This is a genomic window from Pasteurella dagmatis, assembly GCF_900186835.1.
Classification (GTDB): domain Bacteria; phylum Pseudomonadota; class Gammaproteobacteria; order Enterobacterales; family Pasteurellaceae; genus Pasteurella; species Pasteurella dagmatis.
In genome coordinates, this window is sequence record NZ_LT906448.1 from 407107 (window position 1) to 426273 (window position 19167).

At 37.5% G+C, this 19167-nt stretch carries 20 protein-coding genes; 8 read left to right on the plus strand and 12 right to left on the minus strand.

Translation table 11 applies throughout. The features are described 5' to 3' along the window. Positions 1–156 precede the first annotated feature (156 nt). The 6 genes from CKV78_RS01975 (at position 157) to CKV78_RS02000 (ending at position 8014) form a co-directional block, all read left to right on the plus strand. Entirely contained in the window at positions 157–1932 is a 1776-nt protein-coding gene (locus CKV78_RS01975; protein ID WP_005764590.1) for a protein-disulfide reductase DsbD, read from the plus strand. A 130-nt stretch (positions 1933–2062) separates the two neighbouring features. Further along, positions 2063–2455 (plus strand): DoxX family protein, encoded by a 393-nt coding sequence (locus CKV78_RS01980; RefSeq protein WP_005764588.1) that lies wholly within the window; start codon positions 2063–2065, stop codon positions 2453–2455. A gap of 175 nt (positions 2456–2630) precedes the next feature. Next, positions 2631–4235: a bifunctional phosphoribosylaminoimidazolecarboxamide formyltransferase/IMP cyclohydrolase gene (gene purH, locus CKV78_RS01985; RefSeq protein ID WP_032855623.1), complete on the plus strand. Its 1605-nt coding sequence runs from the start codon at positions 2631–2633 to the stop codon at positions 4233–4235. 72 nt (positions 4236–4307) lie between these two features. Further along, the gene (gene purD, locus CKV78_RS01990) at positions 4308–5591 is read left to right on the plus strand and encodes a phosphoribosylamine--glycine ligase (protein ID WP_005764585.1); all 1284 of its coding nucleotides are present in this window, start codon (positions 4308–4310) and stop codon (positions 5589–5591) included. Positions 5592–5739: 148 nt separating this feature from the next. Beyond that, positions 5740–7002: a serine hydroxymethyltransferase gene (glyA, locus tag CKV78_RS01995; protein ID WP_005764583.1), complete on the plus strand. Its 1263-nt coding sequence runs from the start codon at positions 5740–5742 to the stop codon at positions 7000–7002. 205 nt (positions 7003–7207) lie between these two features. Continuing rightward, on the plus strand, positions 7208–8014 hold the full coding sequence (locus CKV78_RS02000) for an alpha/beta hydrolase (protein WP_005764581.1): 807 nt from the start codon (positions 7208–7210) through the stop codon (positions 8012–8014). Between the two features lie 67 nt (positions 8015–8081). On the opposite strand, the gene secF is transcribed toward CKV78_RS02000, so the two are convergent. The 3 genes from secF to yajC all read right to left on the minus strand — a co-directional run bounded on the left by secF (position 8082) and on the right by yajC (position 11393). Next, positions 8082–9062 carry a protein translocase subunit SecF gene (gene secF / locus CKV78_RS02005; RefSeq protein ID WP_155811619.1) on the minus strand — a complete coding sequence of 327 codons (981 nt, stop codon included), beginning with the start codon at positions 9060–9062 and terminating at the stop codon, positions 8082–8084. 7 nt (positions 9063–9069) lie between these two features. Next, a complete protein-coding gene (gene secD, locus CKV78_RS02010) occupies positions 9070–10920 on the minus strand; it encodes a protein translocase subunit SecD (protein ID WP_005764577.1) in 1851 nt (616 codons plus the stop codon). A gap of 182 nt (positions 10921–11102) precedes the next feature. Then, on the minus strand, positions 11103–11393 hold the full coding sequence (yajC, locus tag CKV78_RS02015; RefSeq protein WP_005764575.1) for a preprotein translocase subunit YajC: 291 nt from the start codon (positions 11391–11393) through the stop codon (positions 11103–11105). A gap of 330 nt (positions 11394–11723) precedes the next feature. Between yajC and hypA the strand changes: the two genes are divergently transcribed. After that, positions 11724–12065 (plus strand): hydrogenase maturation nickel metallochaperone HypA, encoded by a 342-nt coding sequence (hypA, locus tag CKV78_RS02020; protein ID WP_005764571.1) that lies wholly within the window; start codon positions 11724–11726, stop codon positions 12063–12065. Here the strand turns inward: hypA and CKV78_RS02025 are convergent. The 5 genes from CKV78_RS02025 to CKV78_RS02045 form a co-directional block, all read right to left on the minus strand. After that, on the minus strand, positions 12043–12681 hold the full coding sequence (locus CKV78_RS02025; protein ID WP_155811618.1) for an energy-coupling factor ABC transporter ATP-binding protein: 639 nt from the start codon (positions 12679–12681) through the stop codon (positions 12043–12045). The genes hypA and CKV78_RS02025 overlap by 23 nt on opposite strands. Next, positions 12674–13294, minus strand: coding sequence for an energy-coupling factor transporter transmembrane component T family protein (locus CKV78_RS02030; protein WP_005764567.1), 621 nt, complete (start codon positions 13292–13294; stop codon positions 12674–12676). Before CKV78_RS02030 ends, CKV78_RS02025 begins: the two co-directional genes overlap by 8 nt. Next, positions 13294–13914 carry a cobalt transporter CbiM gene (cbiM, locus tag CKV78_RS02035; protein ID WP_005764565.1) on the minus strand — a complete coding sequence of 207 codons (621 nt, stop codon included), beginning with the start codon at positions 13912–13914 and terminating at the stop codon, positions 13294–13296. The genes CKV78_RS02030 and cbiM overlap by 1 nt, the downstream gene beginning before the upstream one ends. 8 nt (positions 13915–13922) lie before the next feature. Further along, positions 13923–14201: a hypothetical protein gene (locus tag CKV78_RS10595; protein WP_231964007.1), complete on the minus strand. Its 279-nt coding sequence runs from the start codon at positions 14199–14201 to the stop codon at positions 13923–13925. A 190-nt stretch (positions 14202–14391) separates the two neighbouring features. Further along, positions 14392–15075 carry a DUF4198 domain-containing protein gene (locus CKV78_RS02045; RefSeq protein ID WP_005764562.1) on the minus strand — a complete coding sequence of 228 codons (684 nt, stop codon included), beginning with the start codon at positions 15073–15075 and terminating at the stop codon, positions 14392–14394. 102 nt (positions 15076–15177) lie between these two features. Here CKV78_RS02045 and CKV78_RS02050 point away from each other — a divergent pair, with 102 nt between their 5' ends. Further along, positions 15178–15594 (plus strand): MerR family transcriptional regulator, encoded by a 417-nt coding sequence (locus CKV78_RS02050; protein WP_005764561.1) that lies wholly within the window; start codon positions 15178–15180, stop codon positions 15592–15594. A gap of 18 nt (positions 15595–15612) precedes the next feature. Here CKV78_RS02050 and hybG read toward each other — a convergent pair whose 3' ends face one another. From hybG to CKV78_RS02070, 4 genes are all read right to left on the minus strand, one after another. Beyond that, a complete protein-coding gene (gene hybG, locus CKV78_RS02055) occupies positions 15613–15885 on the minus strand; it encodes a hydrogenase maturation factor HybG (RefSeq protein ID WP_005764559.1) in 273 nt (90 codons plus the stop codon). Positions 15886–16022: 137 nt separating this feature from the next. Continuing rightward, entirely contained in the window at positions 16023–18176 is a 2154-nt protein-coding gene (fdhF, locus tag CKV78_RS02060; RefSeq protein WP_081442240.1) for a formate dehydrogenase subunit alpha, read from the minus strand. A 102-nt stretch (positions 18177–18278) separates the two neighbouring features. After that, on the minus strand, positions 18279–18731 hold the full coding sequence (gene hycI, locus CKV78_RS02065) for a hydrogenase maturation peptidase HycI (RefSeq protein WP_032855619.1): 453 nt from the start codon (positions 18729–18731) through the stop codon (positions 18279–18281). Between the two features lie 8 nt (positions 18732–18739). Then, positions 18740–19165, minus strand: a complete 426-nt coding sequence (locus CKV78_RS02070; protein ID WP_005764552.1) for a formate hydrogenlyase maturation HycH family protein — start codon at positions 19163–19165, stop codon at positions 18740–18742. Positions 19166–19167: the final 2 nt, after the last annotated feature.

The window sequence follows — 19167 nt, forward strand, 5'->3', positions numbered from 1 at the left end:
ATACTACACCAAATAAAAATAATTATCAAAACTTATTTTTATTTAAAAAATAAGTTTTGGAGGATCAAGTAAAGATTTTGCTTGCTTAAGAAGATGAGATAATGAAAAATCAGTATTTCAAATCAAAATGTTAGTTAATCGTTAAATGATATTTTTATGAAAAAAATAATTTTAGTTTTTCTACTTTTATTCACTACGTTGATAGTAAATGCAGGTATTTTTAGTAAAAAGCCCACCTTTTTAAAGGCAGATCAAGCTTTTCAATTTTCGGATGTCCAAAAAGCGGGGAGCGTTTCATTACATTGGGATATTGCGGATGGTTATTATCTTTATAAAAAGTCTTTTGAGGTAAAAAGTATTGACTCTGATGTTGGAGAGATTGTTTTTCCTCCTGCGGAAAAATATCACGATGAGTTTTTCGGTGAAGTTGATATTTATCGTCAACAACTTGTATTAGCGGTTCCTGTAAAGTCAGTGAAAGAAAATGCAATATTGGAAGTCACTTACCAAGGATGCACTGTCGGTTTTTGTTATCCACCAGAAACTAAAATAGTGAGTTTATTAGAACCTACATTATTATCTTCTGAACAAAGCTCGCAAGCAGACAGTAAACAAATTCTTTCAGAAAGCATTGAAACTTCGCAAAAAAAGACCGCACTTTCACTACCTGTAGCAGAACAAGATCGTTTGGCAGAAGAACTTTTTAAAAGTAAATATTCAGTATTTTGGTTTTTTTTATTGGGGTTAGGCTTGGCTTTTACACCTTGTGTATTACCAATGTTACCATTGCTTTCTGCAATTGTAATTGGTGGGCAAATAAGACCAAATAGCTTACGTGCACTAACGTTGAGTTTTGTTTACGTACAAGGGATGGCATTAACTTATACTTTGCTTGGTTTGATTGTAGCTGCAATTGGTTTACCCTTCCAAGTAGTGTTACAAAGTCCTTATGTATTGTTGACTCTGTCAATGATTTTTGTGCTATTAGCTTTATCAATGTTCGGTTTCTTTACCTTACAGCTACCAACTAGTCTACAAACTAAATTAATGCAATATAGTCAACAGCAAAAAAGCGGTGCATTTAGTGGCGTTTTTGTTATGGGAATGATTGCAGGGCTAGTCGCTTCGCCTTGTACTTCAGCACCACTTTCTGGCGCATTACTTTATGTTGCTCAAAGCGGTGATGTCTTGACAGGAGCTATCACATTATATTTATTGGCATTAGGTATGGGAGTACCATTAATTTTGATTACGGTATTTGGTAATAAGATTTTACCGAAATCAGGAAATTGGATGCTACACGTTAAGCATACTTTTGGTTTTGTTTTGCTCGCATTACCAGTCTTTTTAGTTTCTCGTGTTTTCCCAAATGTAGAAAATCACTTATGGTTTATACTAGCTATTGGTTTCTGTTTGTGGATCTTTTTCCACCTAAGAAATTATAAATGGGCATGGATAGCTGTTTTTATGATGTTAGTTTTTAGCACATTTTTTCCAAACGTTATTGGAATAGGATTTTTGAGTGGAAATGCTATCGAACAATTAGGGCATACTCAACGTATTGAATTTAAAAAAATAAAAACATATGAAGAATTACAACAAGTTTTACGAACTAATCATAAAAGCCTAGCTATGCTAGATTTATATGCCGATTGGTGCGTGGCTTGTAAAGAATTTGAAAAATATACATTTCATGCACCAGAAGTTGTACCTACGTTTAATGATGTGTTGTTATTGCAAATTGATATGACGAAAAATACATCAGAAAATAAAATGTTATTAGATAAACTTAATATATTAGGATTACCCACAATTTTATTTTTTAATAGTCAGGGCGGTGAGATACCTCATTCACGTATTACAGGTTTTATGGATGCAAGTATATTTAATGAACACTTGAAGCAGCTAAAGAAGATTATTAACTCTGAGTAGAATATTTTTTTCTTTCTTAATAGTTTTTTTCTTTTTTGTGTATTGTTATTATAGCGCCAGTTTTCGGCGAGAGCATATCGCTGAAAATTCTGATTATCTTAGATTTAATTATATTTATTAAGGAAAATACATGATTTCATTAGAAAAATATCGTCCACAAGTATTAGGTTTATTACGTATTATTGCTGCTTATATGTTCTTATTACATGGGACAGATAAAGTGTTTGGCGTACCAGCAGTTTTTGGCGCACAACCTTTATTTTCATTATTTGGTATTGGGGGAGTTATTGAAATTATTGGTGGTGTATTAATGATTTTAGGTCTGTTCACTCGCCCTGTTGCTTTTATTCTTTCAGGTCAAATGGCAGTAGCTTATTTTTATGTTCACGCTTCAGTTTCTAATGTTTTATTACCAATTTTAAACCAAGGTGAATTGGCGGCACTGTATTCATTAGTATTTTTATACTTTGTTGTTGCAGGTCCAGGTGCATTTGCATTAGATAATAAAATTAATAGAAAATAATTGTCTTACTTTTTGTTAGAAACCGCCTTTATAGGCGGTTTTTTTATAAATATTCTAACTCACCGAATAATAATCACTTCCTATTAATTTTTTTGACACAAGCGCAAACGTTTGCGTTATAATGCTAGCCTTTATTTTACTATTCATTTTAACTTTTAATTTTAAGGATTTTCCAATGCAAGTTAATCGTCCTATTCGTCAGGCATTACTGAGTGTTTCAGATAAAACTGGTATCGTTGAGTTTGCACAAGGTTTGGTACAGCGAGGTGTAAAGTTACTTTCAACAGGCGGCACAGCAAAATTATTAAATGATAATGGTTTATCTGTAACTGAAGTATCAGATTATACTGGTTTTCCAGAAATGATGGATGGACGTGTGAAAACATTACATCCAAAAGTGCATGGTGGTATTTTAGGGCGTCGTGGTACAGATGATGCAGTGATGAATCAACATGGTATCGATGGGATCGATATGGTTGTGGTGAATTTATATCCGTTTGCAGCGACAGTAGCAAAGCCAAATTGCACTTTAGAAGATGCAGTTGAGAATATTGATATTGGTGGACCAACAATGGTGCGTTCTGCTGCTAAGAACCATAAAGATGTGGCGATTGTGGTCAATAATAAGGATTTTGATGCTATTCTCACTGAAATGGATCAACACCAAAATAGCTTAACTTTAGAAACACGATTTAATCTAGCGATTAAGGCCTTCGAACATACGGCGCAATATGACGCTATGATTGCTAACTACTTCGGACAAAAAGTACCACCGTATCAAGGTGCTGCTGAAGAAGATTTAACCCAAGAATGTGGTCAATTCCCTCGTACTTTAAACCTGAATTTTACCCGTAAACAAATAATGCGCTATGGCGAAAATAGCCATCAGCAAGCTGCTTTCTATGTAGAAAATGAATTAAAAGAAGCTAGCGTTTCTACCGCTGTTCAACTGCAAGGTAAAGCTCTTTCTTATAATAACATTGCTGATACGGATGCAGCGTTGGAATGTGTGAAAGAATTCCTAGAGCCAGCTTGTGTGATTGTGAAACACGCAAACCCTTGCGGTGTAGCATTAGGTGAAAGCATTTTAGAAGCCTATGATCGTGCTTATCAAACTGATCCTACTTCTGCATTTGGTGGTATTATCGCCTTTAACCGAGAGCTTGATGCACAAACTGCTCAAGCAATTATTGAGCGTCAATTCGTGGAAGTGATTATTGCTCCAAAGGTTGCGGAAGATGCACAACAAATCCTTGCGACTAAGAAAAATGTGCGTGTGTTAGCTTGTGGTGAGTGGGAAGAAGAGCCTCTTGCTCGCTTAGATTTCAAACGAGTCAATGGTGGCTTATTAGTGCAAGAAGCGGATTTAGGCCACATTGATATTGAAGATTTAGAGTTTGTGACGGAACGTAAACCAACGGTAGAAGAGATGTTCGATTTATTGTTCTGTTGGAAAGTGGCGAAATATGTGAAGTCTAATGCGATTGTTTATGCGAAAAATAAACAGACTATCGGTATTGGTGCAGGGCAGATGAGTCGAGTTTATTCTGCGAAAATTGCAGCAATTAAAGCAGAAGATGAAGGCTTACAAGTGGCTGGTTGTGTGATGGCATCTGATGCTTTCTTCCCATTCCGAGATGGTATTGATGCAGCAGCGAAAGCTGGCATTACTTGCGTTATCCACCCAGGTGGCTCAATGCGTGATCAAGAAGTGATTGATGCTGCAAATGAACATGGTATGGCGATGGTGTTGACGGGAATGCGTCATTTTAGACATTAAGATTTAATGTATTTATCAAAATGTCCCATTTTAAATAAATGTATCAATTTCAAATAACACAGGAAAATCATTATGAACATTCTCATCATCGGAAATGGCGGTCGAGAACACGCATTGGCTTGGAAAGTTGCGCAATCTCCATTAGCAGATAAAGTATTTGTTGCTCCAGGTAATGCTGGAACTGCATTAGAAGATAAAGTTGAAAACGTAGCAATTTCTGCGACCGATGTCGAAAAATTAGTAGCGTTTGCACAAGAAAATCAAATTGGTTTAACTATTGTTGGACCTGAAGCACCATTAGTAATTGGTGTTGTAGATGCATTTCGCGCAGCAGGTTTGAAAATTTTTGGACCAACTCAAGCTGCTGCACAATTAGAAGGTTCAAAAGCCTTTACTAAAGATTTTTTAGCGCGTCATAAAATTCCAACTGCAGAATATCAAAACTTTACTGAAGTTGAGCCTGCTTTGGCGTATTTACGTGAAAAAGGCGCACCAATCGTAGTTAAAGCAGATGGTTTAGCAGCAGGCAAAGGCGTGATTGTTGCGATGACTTTAGAAGAAGCAGAAATAGCAGTAAAAGATATGCTTTCAGGTAATGCCTTTGGTGAAGCTGGGAGCCGTGTAGTTATTGAAGAATTTTTAGATGGTGAAGAGGCGAGTTTCATCGTGATGGTGGATGGTAAAAACGTTGAGCCAATGGCAACCAGTCAAGACCATAAGCGTGTAGGTGAAAATGATACAGGTTTAAATACGGGCGGTATGGGGGCATATTCACCTGCACCTGTTGTAACTGCTGAAATTCACGATCGTATTATGCAAGAAGTGATTTATCCGACAGTAAATGGAATGGCCGCAGAAGGCAACGTGTATACAGGTTTTCTTTATGCAGGCTTGATGATTATGCCTAATGGTCAGCCAAAAGTGATTGAATTTAACTGCCGTTTCGGTGATCCTGAAACACAACCAATTATGTTGCGTCTAGATTCAGATTTAGTTGAGCTTTGCCTTGCTGCTTGCGAAGGTAAATTGGATGAGAAAAAATCACAGTGGTGTGAAAAGGCTTCACTTGGAATTGTTCTTGCTGCGGAAGGTTATCCCGGTGATTATCGCAAAGGTGACGAGATTACAGGCATCGAAAGTGCGGTCGAAAATCAAAAAGTTTTTTTAGCTGGTGTGGAAAATAAAGACGGTAAATTAGTTACCAATGGTGGCCGTGTCGTTTGTGTAACGGCATTAGGCGATAGTGTTTATGATGCACAACAACAAGCACTGAGGTTAGCCGAAAAAGTGAAATGGGCTGGTCGTTTCTATCGTCGTGATATTGGTTATCGCGCAGTTGCAAGAGAACAACAATAAAGCGCGGTATCTTTTTCATCGATTTGATAAGATGAAATTTTTTCATTAAAAAATGAAAAATTAACAACCAAATTTTAATTAAAAAATCCTGTGGAAACAGGTACACTAACTGAATTCACAATCATCTTTACTTAAAGAGGAAATCATAATGTTAAAAAGAAGTATGAACATCGCTGATTACGATCCGGTTTTATGGCAAGCAATTCAAGACGAAAATCGTCGTCAAGAAGAACATATCGAATTAATCGCATCTGAAAACTATGCAAGCCCACGTGTAATGGAAGCGCAAGGTTCTCAATTCACTAATAAATATGCAGAAGGTTACCCGGGTAAACGTTATTATGGTGGTTGTGAGTATGCGGATATTGTTGAGCAGTTAGCAATTGATCGTGCGAAAGAATTATTTGATGCAGATTATGTGAACGTACAACCTCACTCCGGTTCACAAGCAAACGCAGCTGTTTATGGCGCATTGTTACAGCCACACGATACTATTCTAGGGATGAGTCTTGCACACGGTGGTCACTTAACGCACGGCGCATCAGTGAGCTTTTCTGGTAAAATCTATAACGCAGTTCAATATGGGATCACTGCAGATGGTTTAATTGATTATGAAGATGTTCGCCAAAAAGCATTAGAATGCAAACCTAAAATGATCGTAGCTGGTTTCTCTGCTTACTCTCAAGTGGTTGATTGGGCGAAAATGCGTGAAATCGCTGATGAAGTAGGTGCATACCTTTTCGTTGATATGGCACACGTTGCGGGTCTTATCGCAGCTGGTGTTTACCCAAGCCCGTTACCACACGCACATATCGTAACGACAACAACACACAAAACATTAGGTGGTCCACGTGGTGGTTTAATTCTTTCTTCAGCGAAAGATGAGGAGCTTTATAAAAAATTACAAAGCTCTGTATTCCCAGCAAACCAAGGGGGACCATTAGTTCACGTGATTGCTGCAAAAGCAGTTTGTTTTAAAGAAGCGCTTGAGCCTGAATACAAAGAATACCAAAAACAAGTACTTAAAAATGCAAAAGCGATGGTGGAAGTGTTTAAACAACGTGGTTACAACGTGGTATCAAACGGCACTGAAAACCACTTATTCTTAGTAGATTTAGTGAGTCATGGTTTAACAGGTAAAGCGGCTGATGCAGCATTAGGTAGCGCAAACATCACCGTAAATAAAAACGCAGTACCAAATGACCCACAGAAACCATTTGTGACTTCAGGTATCCGTGTTGGTACACCATCAATCACACGTCGTGGCTTCAAAGAAGCAGAATCTGCAGAATTAGCAGGTTGGATGTGTGATGTGTTAGATGCAATGGGTAAAGACAACGAAACACAAGTGATTGCAGATACAAAAGAGAAAGTATTAGCAATTTGTAAGCGTCTGCCTGTTTACGCATAATCTAAAAGTCTATTCTAATCATTATTACGGTGGCATTTGCCACCGTATTTTTCGTAAAATTTTTCTTATTTTGACCGCACTTTTTATTCTTTCCGATTTGATTGCTTTCTCAGCAAGGTAAGTTATATTAATTGATGAGAATGTTGGTTGTTTCTCACTTCATCTAATATTCTAAATTAATCATAAGGTTAAAAGGAGAGTAGTTATGAAAAAGATCATTGGCTTTTCGAGCTTAGTTTTAGGAGTATGTTATTCTACAGCCAGCTTTGCTTTTATTGAGAAAAACATTGAGGTTTATAGCCAAGGTATGAACAAAAATGTGCCTGTCACAGTAGTATTGCCGGAAGGCTATTCTATCGAGAAAAAATACAGCACGATTTATACATTGCATGGCTGGTCAGGTAATAATCGTAATTTTCCTGAAAAAACAAATTTAGGCGAGCTTGCGGATAAATACAATGTTGTGTATGTATCACCTGATGGTAACTATGATAGCTGGTATGTGGACAGTGAGTTGAAGAAAAACTCTAAATATCATGGATTCATTGTTAAAGAATTAGTGCCTTATATTGATCAACATTTTTCGACGCATAATGTCAAAGAGCAACGTGCGATTACTGGTTTGAGTATGGGCGGTTTTGGTGCTCTGTATATTGGGATAAAAAATCAAGATGTGTTTGGCAATATTGGTAGTATGAGCGGTGGGGTTGATCCTGAACAATTCCAACATAACTGGGGCATTAATTCTGTTATTGATAAACACTGGGCACAATATAATATTGCAGATTTAGCACCTCGTTTAATCTTTTCTAAAACTCAGCTGATCATTGATTGTGGTTTGGATGATTTCTTTATTGAGTCGAATCGTGCTTTACATAAAAAGCTACTAGATCTTCAAGTTAAACATACTTACATTGAAAGACCGGGATCACATTCGTGGGATTATTGGAAGGAGTCTATTCGTCAACATACATCCTTTTTCATGAATAATTTTGCAGAAGCGATGAAATAGTGTTTTTATAAAAAGAGCGGTCAAAATTTAAAAAATTCTGACCGCCCTTTTTATCTAATCTGACAGATTAAGGCAAATCGTCAATATCATCTTTATCAACTTTTGGTGGAAGCATATGTTCACGTTTTAAACCTAAATCATAAGCTAAAGCAATCGCAACGAAGATAGATGAATAAGTACCAAAACCGATACCAATCAGTAATGCGACAGAGAAACTATGGATACTAGGACCACCAAACACTAACAATGACACCACAACGATCACAGTTGTCGCAGAGGTCATTAAGGTTCTTGATAGGGTTTGTGAAAGTGAGATATCGATAATATCGATAACTTCAGTTCTTCTGATTTTACGCATATTCTCACGAACACGGTCAAATACAACGATACTATCGTTTAGTGAATAGCCCACAACGGTCAAGATCGCAGCTACGAATGTTAAATCAATCTCAATTTGGAATAATGAGAAAAGTCCAAGTGTGACGATAACGTCGTGTGCTAAAGAAGCAATCGCTCCTACCGCTAAACGCCATTCAAATCGTAAACCTATATAAGCTAATAGCATCAATAGTGTCGCTAATGTAGCATAGATAGCAGATTGAGTAAGTTCCTCTCCCACGTTTGGACCCACGAATTCAATACTGTGGACTGTCACATTAGGATCGATATTATTTGCCATCATTTGTTTTACATTATTACCCAAGTTTGCATCACTTACTGCTGCTGGCAAACGAATGATAATATCACGTACGCTACCAGAGTTTTGAACGATAGCACTTTGAATACCGTTATTTTCTAGGGTTGAACGAACCTTATCTAATTCTGCTGGTTGTGAAAAGCTCATATCAATCACCGTACCGCCAGTGAAGTCTAATCCCCAGTTAAAACCTTTGCTATACACAAAGAAAAGCGACAACAATATAGCGAATACAGAAACAGCATAACCCCAAACGCGGCCTTTCATAAATCGAATTAGGCGATATGGCAGTTTTACTTCAACATTTTCATTTGTCGCCGATTCATTTTTCTTTTCAAATAAACTCACAATACCCTCACTAAATCGATAGTTTGTTGATTCGCTTACCACCGTATAAGAAGTTCACGATAGCACGAGTACCGACAATTGCAGTAAACATAGAAATTGCAACCCCTAGTGCGAGGGTAATTGCAAAACCTTTAACAGGACCTGCACCAACAGCATAAAGAATAATTGCCGTGAGGATGGTGGTTAAGTTTGCATCAAAGATACTGGTGAATGCACCAGAATATCCTTCGTTAATCGCTTGTTGTACAGGACGACCATTGCGAATTTCTTCTTTTATCCGCTCAAATATCAGTACGTTAGCGTCAATGGACATCCCGACTGAAAGTACGATACCGGCAATACCTGGCATTGAAAGTGTTGCACCTGGTAAAAGTGACATTAAGCCAACAACTAAGATAATATTTGCGATTAGTGCCACATTTGCAATCATACCGAATTTGCGATAGTAGAATGCCACGAAAATGACTACTGCAACTAATCCCCAAAAACTTGCTTCAAGACCTTGTCGCACATTTTCCGCACCAAGAGAAGGACCGATCGTACGTTCTTCTACAATTTGGATTGGAGCAATCAATGCTCCAGAGCGTAATAATACTGCAAGGTTTAGTGCTTCAGCAGGGCTATCAATACCCGTGATTTGGAATTGACTACCAAAACGACCTTGAATTGTTGCGACGTTGATGACTTCTTCGTGTTTTTCTAAGATTGATTTCCCATTTTCGTCTTTTTTACCGCTGTCTTTATATTCTACATATAAAGTTGCCATTGGTTTTTTCAGATTTAAACGGGTGGTTTGTGACATAATCTCGCCGCCTTCACTGTCCAAGGTAACACTGACTTGTGGACGTGAGGTTTGTTGGTCAAGACCTGAACTTGCATTGGTAATATGTTCACCACCTAATACTGCTCGTTTGTAAAGCACAATTGGGCGACCGCTGCGATCAAGTTTCACTTCTGAATCTGCGGGGATAAATCCGCGAGAAGCGGAATCCAAGTTTACATTCTCATTCACTAGGCGAAACTCTAAAGTTGCTGTTGCACCAAGGATTTCTTTTGCACGTGCAGTGTCTTGCACACCGGGTAATTCAACAACAATACGCTCTGCACCTTGACGTTGAATAACAGCTTCAGAAACACCTAATTCAGATACACGTTTACGCAAAATTGTTAAGTTTTGCTCAATTGCACTTTCACGAGCTTCATTTAATGCATTGTCTGATAAAGTAAGTAAAAGCGTATTATTAGATAAAGTTGTGATATTCAAATCGTGATGTTGTTTGCGTAAGAAACGTTGTGCATCATCAAGTTGTTCTGGTTTAAGTAACGTGATTTGTGTACTGAAACCTTCAGCAGCTTTAATGGAAGTATATTGATATTTTTCTTTACGTAATTGAGTGCGTAGTGTGTCTTGTAACTGCTCTTGACGTTTGTTTAAGGCAGAGTTCATATCTATTTCCATTAGGAAACGGACACCACCACGTAAGTCTAAGCCCCATTTCATTGGATAAGCACCAATTGATGTCAGCCATTTGGGTGTCGCTGGAGCAAGGTTAAGTGCAACAGAATAACCATTTCCTAAATTTTCTGATAGTTTATCCTTTGCAAGGAGCTGATCGTCTGTGTTATTAAAACGGGCTAAGATTGAACCGTTTTCTAAAATAATAGACTTAGTTTCTAATTGATTTTGTTTCAACAAGGTTTGCACATTGCTAAAAACTTCCGCATTGGCTTCTTGGCCACGGGTTCCTGAGATTTGAACGGCTGGATCTTCACCGTAGAGATTTGGAAGTGAATATAAAACACCAACGATGATGGTGAGAATCACCAAAATATTCTTCCAAAGAGGGTAACGGTTTAGCATAGTTTTCCCTTTAGGTATATGGTTTGTTGACAATCCAAAAAATAGTTGCGTTGCTCTTCTAAACAGTTGAACAACGCAAAATTTGAGAGGTCCGAAGACAACTAAATATACTATTTGGTATGTTTCATTTGTTGATATAATCCATCATCCATAAGTAATGGAATTGTCATAGACCTTAAAAATTAAGATTTTAATGAGCCTTTTGGTAAAATCGCAACAACATAGTTACGGTTAATAGTAACTTCTGTTGAATCATTCAATGCGATAACGATGCTATCGTCTGTCACTTTTGTGATGCGACCAATTAAACCACCAGCAGTCAATACTTCAGTGCCTTTTGCTAATTCAGACATTAATTTTTTGTGTTCTTTATTACGTTTTGCTTGTGGACGATAAATCATAAAATAAAAGATCAATCCAAATAAGACGAAAATAAACAACATTGACATTGGGCTACCTTGTTGAGCTTCCATTTGCTATTTCCCTTTTTAAGTGTAGTAAGAGTTAAAATACGACGGCTTGTTGACTATCTATTTTCGGTAGGTAACTTTGAAAAAAGAAACCGCACTTAACAATCAACAAGCCTTGAAACTTGACGAAAAAATCGCTTGCTAAAAATACCATAAAATCCAATGAAGTGAAAGAAATTGGGACTATTTTTACTTGTATAAGTGCGGTTAATTTCTGTTTTATATTAAAATATCGACTTAGTATGATGACAGATTAGAATATCTTTTATCATCTCTCGATTAGCGCGATAATAGTGCTGACCATTTTGTTATTTCAAATAAAAAGGAATTATTATGCACGAGATGTCACTTTGCCAAAATATGATGCAAATTCTTGAAAAAGAATGTACTAAAAATAAGGTAAAACAAGTAACGGATTTATGGCTAGAATTAGGTGTATTATCTTGCGTTGAAAAATCCTCATTAGCATTTTGTTTTGAAATTATGTGTCGTGGGACAATGGCTGAAAATTGCCGTTTACACTTTATTGATGTGCCTGCAAGTGCATGGTGTTGGCAATGTCAGAAAATGGTCGAAGTAGAGATTGGGCAAGCAGCTTGCCCAACTTGTGGAAGTACACATTTACAAGTACAACAAGGAAATGAGTTACGTATCAAAGAGATTGCTGTGAAATAGCAGACATATTGAATACATCTGTTGCAATACGTTGTATAAATTGCATATCGTGAGATGCTATAATCATTGGTAAATCCAATTTTAATAACACGTCGATCAAACGATCCACATTTTTAGGATCTAAGCCGTTTGTTGGTTCATCTAACAATAGTACTTGTGGTTTCATTGCTAATACGCCGGCAAGTGCGGTGAAATTTTTCTCACCTCCAGATAGCAGGTTTACAGAACGTTCTGCTAAACGTGTAATACCTAATTGTTCCAGTTGTTGTTGTGCAATAGCGTAGGCTTCTTTCTTGCTAATGCCTTGATTTAATGGCCCAAATGCTACATCGTCTAAAACGGTTGGACCGAAAAGTTGATCATCTGGATTTTGAAAAAGTAAGCCAATTTTTCCACGTTTTTGAGCAAATTGTTTTTCACTTTTACATTCATCACCGAGCAAATAAATTTTCCCTTCAAAAGGTACAAATCCCATTAAGCTGTGAAGTAACGTCGTTTTGCCACAGCCAATCGAACCACATAAACATAAACGTTGTTGTGAATTAAGCGTTAAGTTGATGTCGCTCAGTAAGGTTTTTCCTTGGCGAGTAATAGTTAAATTTTCCGTTCTAATCATTGTATTTTCGGTTAAATTGTTCATATGAAAAACCACGTGCACGCAGTGCTTTATCTACATTTTTTGCTTTATGTAAGGCGTGAATTAATAATAAGGTGATACGTTGTGAGATCACATAAATTGTGCGTTTATTGCAACCTGCCTGAAAGCCACGAGCTTGCATTGCTTTTTCTAAAGAGCGGTGAGTTTCTGCGAAAATTTTAATATAACGTAACGTAAGAATCGCTAAGTGAGTAAATTTTGCTGGAATCCAACGATGTTGTAAAACTTGGATAAGTTGTAGTTCAGAGAAATTTTGTAGTGAGATTCGAACCATCAACGTAATTAAATTCATTTTAGCGATGATTAATAATGCTAAATACTCACCTTCTGCTGAATATTGCCAACCATTTTGCCATTTAAATCGCATTGTTAACCAAAGTAGTACACTAAATATATTAATAAATAAAAGAAATTTGGTTGCTAAACGTAATTCATTGGCTTGATATTTCTGATATAGAAAGACGACAAGAAATGGCACAAAAAGTGTCAATGCGATTGTTAAGTTGTGAATCCCACTAAATGCGAATGCTAGCAATAGTGTTAAGTAAAATCGTTGCTGTATGGTGAGCATTATTTTTTATTAGGAACTAAGTTGAGCATTTCGGGTTGCATTTTTTGTAGCAATAAAATAACGCCACAACTGATCAGTGCATCAACGACCATTACTGGTAAATGACTGATAAATAATAAGTAAATGACTTCGAGATATTGTTTGCCACCGTCTGCGTAAAGAATGGTTGCCGTAATCAATAATGCACCAATAATTCCGATTAAAGCCGATGAAATTCCAGCAAAAATCAGTTTATATTTTGATGCGGTTGGGGAAATGAAATGGCGCAATATGTAATGTGCAAGTAATGCTGCACCAGACATACTGCATAAATTTGCCCCAAGTACAGCAAAGCCACCGAATGAGAAAAAAAGCACTTGTAGCAATAATGCAATCAGAAAGGCAGGGAATACAGTCCAACCTAAAAATAACCCGGCCATTCCATTTAAAATCAGATGGACACTTCCTACACCAATAGGAATATGAATAGTACTTGCCACAAAAAAAGCTGCTGCAAATAGTGCACTCAGAGGTAACTTATCGTCTTGTAAACGACGTAATCCTATCCAAACTGCACCTAATGCTACTACATTTGTGACAAGTAATGTTGGTAAATGAAGGATCCCTTCAGAGAGATGCATACGTTTTCCTATTGTTTACGTTGACGAAACCATAAGGTAATGCCAACCAAGCCCAAAATATATCCAATACCGCCAAGGATATCACGCCAATAGATCTTTTGTTCTAATTGAGCAATATCTTTTCTTAATTGAACAAATTCATCATTCGATTGCATGGTTTGTGCATTATTACTAGGAATATGTGGCACATTTAAAGTCGCTTTATGTCCTTCTACACCTTCTACCACTAAAACATATTGCTTCTCATCAGGGACTAAGAGAGAAATACGTCCTTGTTTATCACTCATTCCTTCTAGGATTGGGTTTTCCAAATCATTAGGATTAAATATCCCAATGTAATGTTCAGCGGCGGGGGTCATATCAGAGTAATAAGTCTCCCCGCGTATTTGAGAGCCTTGCTGTTGTGCGACAACATACAACGCGTGCGCGAATAAAGTGTGGGGGAAAAATAATAGCAACAGCAAGTACGCTCTCATATTATTTTGCCTCGAAAGTTAGCATATATTCAACGCTGACCTCGTCATAATCTAGGCTGCCTTTTGCGCTTTCCCCAAACTCAGCCCAAACTTTGTTCATTCCTGCAGTTGGAGTATAGTGTGCGATACCCTTGTCATTGGTTTTTACTGATGGTAAATCTTCACCTAAACCTACTGGAATGCCTGCAGCAGGTTTACCGTTCACTAAAGCTAAAATTTCTAATGGTTTACCAACTTCAGGTTTAGCTTGAGGTACTAATTCATACGTTTGACCCTGAGCTTTAAATAAGTTTGCATCTTGTTTTAGGACAGCTTTACCTCCTTTTCTTGCAGCAACACAGCTTGTCGCATCTGGAGTTTGACGTTTAGTTTGTTCTACCCATTTACCATTTTGTTTTTTACACCAAATACCATTATCAAAGCTAAGTAAAACAAGTGAAGTATTTGTAGCAGGCATTAAATAAGCTTCACCACCTTTGAAAGTTGCTTTTAATGGCTCTTGTTGTGCATCTTCCAAAACTGCAACGGTTTTAGTTAATTTGTGCTCTGGATAAGTTTCAGTTGCTTCGTGACCAAATTTCACTACATATTCACCTGGTTGATTTGCATTTTCTAACCAGATGTTATGTGCCATCGTTGGTGCTGCAATAGCAAAAAGTGCGGTTGTTAAAAGTAATTTTTTCATTATAATCTCCTTGTATTTGATGAGCTTAGTTGAGCCGTAATACTAAAGTATGAAGTTACTTCAGGATCAAGTGTTATTACCTAAAATATGAGGTAAATCAGTATGAAAATAGGTCAGTTGGCAAAAGCGGTAGGCTGTACGGTAGAAACTGTGCGTTTTTATGAACAACAAGGTTTACTTCCACCAGTTGAAAGGACAACGAATAATTTTCGTTGTTATGGAACTGAACATCTCGAACGTTTAAGTTTTATTCGATATTGCCGCTCGTTAGATATTTCTTTAGATGAAATCAAACAATTACTCAACTTAGATCAAAATTCACCCTATCAACGTCAAGAAGTTATCAAATTACTCAATCATCATATTAAAGATATTACAAAGCGTATTCATGAACTAGATCATTTGCGTATGCGCTTAATTGAATTACGTGGCGAATGTACTCAACAATTACCTGATGAAGAAAATTTATTGGAAAGTTTATTGAAACATCAAGGAATGAAAATCACAGCGTTGCGCTAACTTTTTGTAATATCTTTTTTATTTATTATTGAGACCAAGAAAGTCACTGACTTCGTGTTCTAACTCACTCATGGCAAGTAGCGCATCGAGCGTTTTTTGTGCTTCTTCCTCATCAAGAATACTCATTGCAAATCCTACATGGACTAGAACCCATTTATTCATTAGCAGATTAGCATCACTTTGAGTAATCAATGAAATATTGACTTCACGTTGTACACCGCATACATCGACCATTGCCATACTGCGATTTTCATTAATTTTGACAATTTTCCCTGGAACGCCTAAACACATAATATTGCCTAATTTGGTTGAGATAAGATACAACTCACTGTAACAGAAAACAAAATAGCTGTAAAAAGTACCGCACTTGAGTTTGATTTATATCATTCAAATGCGGTACTCATTCATTTAATTATTGTTCAGAAAACTTAAGCAACGAGCGCTTCTGATTTTAAGTGATTTTTGAGTTTAGTGTACTCTTCAACCACATAACGTTCAGCCCACGCTTGATCCTCAATTTTCTCAATGCGAACAGCACTATATTTATATTCCGGTGTACGTGAACCTGGGTTTAAATGTTCTGCGGTTAAGGCATTACATTTTCCGATCCACCATTGATAAGTCATATAGCAAGCGCCTTTGTTCGTTCTTGTACTGACATCGGCTCGAGAAATTACTTTACCGCGAGAGTTGAGAATCCACACTAAATCACCGTGCTTAATGTCCAATTCTTTTGCATCAAGGTTGTTCATTTGCACAAATCCTGGCTCATCTGCTAAAGCAGCAAGTGATTTACAGTTACCCGTCATTGAACGGCAAGAGTAGTGACCTACTTCACGCACAGTTGACAGAACCAATGGATATTCTTCTGATACATCTTCCATTGGTGGTAGCCAGTCGCAAGCAAAGAATTCAGCTTTGCCACCTGCGCGGTCAAATATCTGACCTTTATATAAATATTGTGTACCTTGATCTTCAGGACCTTCGTCATAGCAAGGCCATTGGATATAACCCAAGCCTTCCATTTTTTCGTAAGTTGCGCCTTTGTAAATTGGGCAAAGTGAACGTAACTCGTCCCAAATTTCTTTGGTATTGTTGTAGTGCATTGGGTAGCCCATTGCCGTTGCGATTTCACTGATAATCTGCCAGTCATCTTTCACATCACCTACAGGTTCAACGGCTTTATAGAAACGTTGGAATCCTCGGTCTGCAGCAGAGTAAACTCCTTCGTGCTCAGCACAAGAGGTCGCTGGAAGAATCACATCTGCGGCAGCGGCAGTTTGAGTCATAAAAATATCTTGTACGATAATGAACTCTAGATCCTCAAAGGTTTTCTTCATTGCATTTACATCAGGTTCAGTTTGTAAGGTATCTTCACCCATAATATAGAATGCTTTGAGATGACCTTCTTTTACTGCGTGAGGAACTTCACTCAACGGTACACCGGGTTTTGTATTTAATGAGTCAACTCCCCATGCTTTGGCAAATTTTTCCATTGTAGCGGGATCATCTAAACGTTGATAACCTGGTAAGGTGTTGTAAAGTGCTCCCATATCACAAGCACCTTGTACATTATTTTGACCACGTACAGGGTTTACACCTACATTTGGTTTACCTAAGTTACCAGTGAGCATTGCGATACTTGCAAGAGAGCGAACAGCTTCAACACCTTGACGGAATTGGCAAACGCCCATACCCCAAAGGATAGTCGCTGTTTCTGCAGTTGCATAAGTGCGGGCAATTTCACGCAACATTGCAGGTTCAATACCTGTAATATGTTGGGTTGATTCAGGTGTGTAATCTTTGACAACTTCGTACATTTGCTCAAAGTTTTCAGTGTGCTCATCAATGAATGTTTGATCCACTAAATTTTCTTCAATAATTACGTTCATCATTGCATTTAAGAATGCAACGTTACTACCATTTTTCAGTGGCGCGTAAATATCGGCAACCCTTGCAGTTTCAATTTTACGTGGGTCACAAACAATGATTTTTGCACCTTTTTCTTTTGCTCTATTAATACGACGAGCCACGATAGGGTGTGAAGTCGATGCATTATAGCCAAAGATAAATAAGCATTTTGTATCTTCAATTTCAACGATGGAGTTTGACATTGCGCCATTTCCGACCGATTTGAGCAGACCTGCTACAGAAGGGCCGTGTCAGACACGTGCGCAACAGTCAACGTTGTTATTTTTGAGTACAGCTCGTGCAAATTTTTGCATGACATAGTTCACTTCGTTGCCTGGGCCACGAGAAGAACCAGTTACCATAATGGATTCATTGCCGTATTTATTACGAATTTCAGTTAAACGATCCGCACAATATCGAATGGCAGTTTCCCAACTTACAGGAGTAAATGCCTCGCCTCGTTTATAGCGAATCATTGGTTGAGTTAAGCGTGGTGTTAGGATTTTAGTATCGTGGACAAAATCCCAACCGTAGTATCCTTTTAAACAAAGTTCACCTTCATTGGTGACACCATGTGCCCCTTCGGCTCCTACAATCTTGTTGTTTTCAACCAACAAATTGATTTTGCAGCCTGAGGCGCAATATGGACATACAGTGATGACTTTTTTCATAATCATTGTCCTTTGTTGATGTTTTATTTATGTGAGCTGAAGCTCACACCCCCACATTTTTTACGACGACATTTTGTAAAAATCAGTAATTCGCTTGCTCATTTAAAGTGATGCAAAGTGCGGTCCATTTTCCCAATGTTTTAAAGCATCATAGATTTTTTCAACACCTTGTTTAACAGACTCCGTCATTGGGAACATAAATGACACGATATCGGGTTGAATACCAATAAAGTGAACATTGGGAATATCTTCTTCTAGTTGCTCAATTAAAAAATTGAGCGGTAAATTATGTGTACTCATGATGAACATATCAGCAATCAGCGCTTTATCAACGAAACGAATTTCACCGACTGGCAAATCCATTTCAGTAGCATCAACAATCACCAAACACTCAGGTTTGAGTTGGCGAATGGTATGCACTTGATTTTCTGGTGTTGATCCGCCATTGAGTGCCTGCCAATTTGGGAGCGGATTTTTATTCAGCATTTCATAGAGCATAATGCCTGCTGCATCATCGCCCATCATACTGTTTCCTACGCAAAGCACGATGTTCATTTTTTATTCTATCCTTTTCTTTTGACCATTAAATACATTGCAGGTTCTTTTTGAATCGCTGCAAAATTTGCCATTAAAATGTCAGTCCATTCACATTCTTGATCAGAAAAGTGCGGTCGATTTTTACTGAGAATTAACGCCAAACCGTTGATGTGTGTGACATCAATCATAATTTCACCAAATTTGATTAATCCGGCTAATTTTCGTTTTGACTCACTTTCTGGCAATTTATCAAGCCATTGTTTGTATTGTTCATATGTACATTGGAGAATAGGCTTGAAACAATCAATCACACCGACGTGATGTCCGATCGCAAGCGAGTAGTACATCACTTGTTGACTTTGTTCTGGCACATCTTCATCGCTATCAACAAACTTTTGATTTAAGGCATAGAACAAAACAACGGGTTGTGAATATTGACTGTAACGATCCATAA

Coding starts and splice junctions, on each gene's coding strand:
- CKV78_RS02025 (WP_155811618.1), bottom strand. CDS start 12,681: ATGATTAGAACGGAAAATTTAACTATTACTCGCCAAGGAAAAACCTTA.
- glyA (WP_005764583.1), top strand. CDS start 5,740: ATGTTAAAAAGAAGTATGAACATCGCTGATTACGATCCGGTTTTATGG.
- hypA (WP_005764571.1), top strand. CDS start 11,724: ATGCACGAGATGTCACTTTGCCAAAATATGATGCAAATTCTTGAAAAA.
- yajC (WP_005764575.1), bottom strand. CDS start 11,393: ATGGAAGCTCAACAAGGTAGCCCAATGTCAATGTTGTTTATTTTCGTC.
- secD (WP_005764577.1), bottom strand. CDS start 10,920: ATGCTAAACCGTTACCCTCTTTGGAAGAATATTTTGGTGATTCTCACC.
- CKV78_RS02045 (WP_005764562.1), bottom strand. CDS start 15,075: ATGAAAAAATTACTTTTAACAACCGCACTTTTTGCTATTGCAGCACCA.
- CKV78_RS02030 (WP_005764567.1), bottom strand. CDS start 13,294: ATGCTCACCATACAGCAACGATTTTACTTAACACTATTGCTAGCATTC.
- CKV78_RS01980 (WP_005764588.1), top strand. CDS start 2,063: ATGATTTCATTAGAAAAATATCGTCCACAAGTATTAGGTTTATTACGT.
- hycI (WP_032855619.1), bottom strand. CDS start 18,731: ATGAACATCGTGCTTTGCGTAGGAAACAGTATGATGGGCGATGATGCA.
- CKV78_RS02050 (WP_005764561.1), top strand. CDS start 15,178: ATGAAAATAGGTCAGTTGGCAAAAGCGGTAGGCTGTACGGTAGAAACT.
- hybG (WP_005764559.1), bottom strand. CDS start 15,885: ATGTGTTTAGGCGTTCCAGGGAAAATTGTCAAAATTAATGAAAATCGC.
- purD (WP_005764585.1), top strand. CDS start 4,308: ATGAACATTCTCATCATCGGAAATGGCGGTCGAGAACACGCATTGGCT.
- CKV78_RS01975 (WP_005764590.1), top strand. CDS start 157: ATGAAAAAAATAATTTTAGTTTTTCTACTTTTATTCACTACGTTGATA.
- CKV78_RS02000 (WP_005764581.1), top strand. CDS start 7,208: ATGAAAAAGATCATTGGCTTTTCGAGCTTAGTTTTAGGAGTATGTTAT.
- CKV78_RS02070 (WP_005764552.1), bottom strand. CDS start 19,165: ATGGATCGTTACAGTCAATATTCACAACCCGTTGTTTTGTTCTATGCC.
- CKV78_RS10595 (WP_231964007.1), bottom strand. CDS start 14,201: ATGAGTGATAAACAAGGACGTATTTCTCTCTTAGTCCCTGATGAGAAG.
- cbiM (WP_005764565.1), bottom strand. CDS start 13,914: ATGCATCTCTCTGAAGGGATCCTTCATTTACCAACATTACTTGTCACA.
- purH (WP_032855623.1), top strand. CDS start 2,631: ATGCAAGTTAATCGTCCTATTCGTCAGGCATTACTGAGTGTTTCAGAT.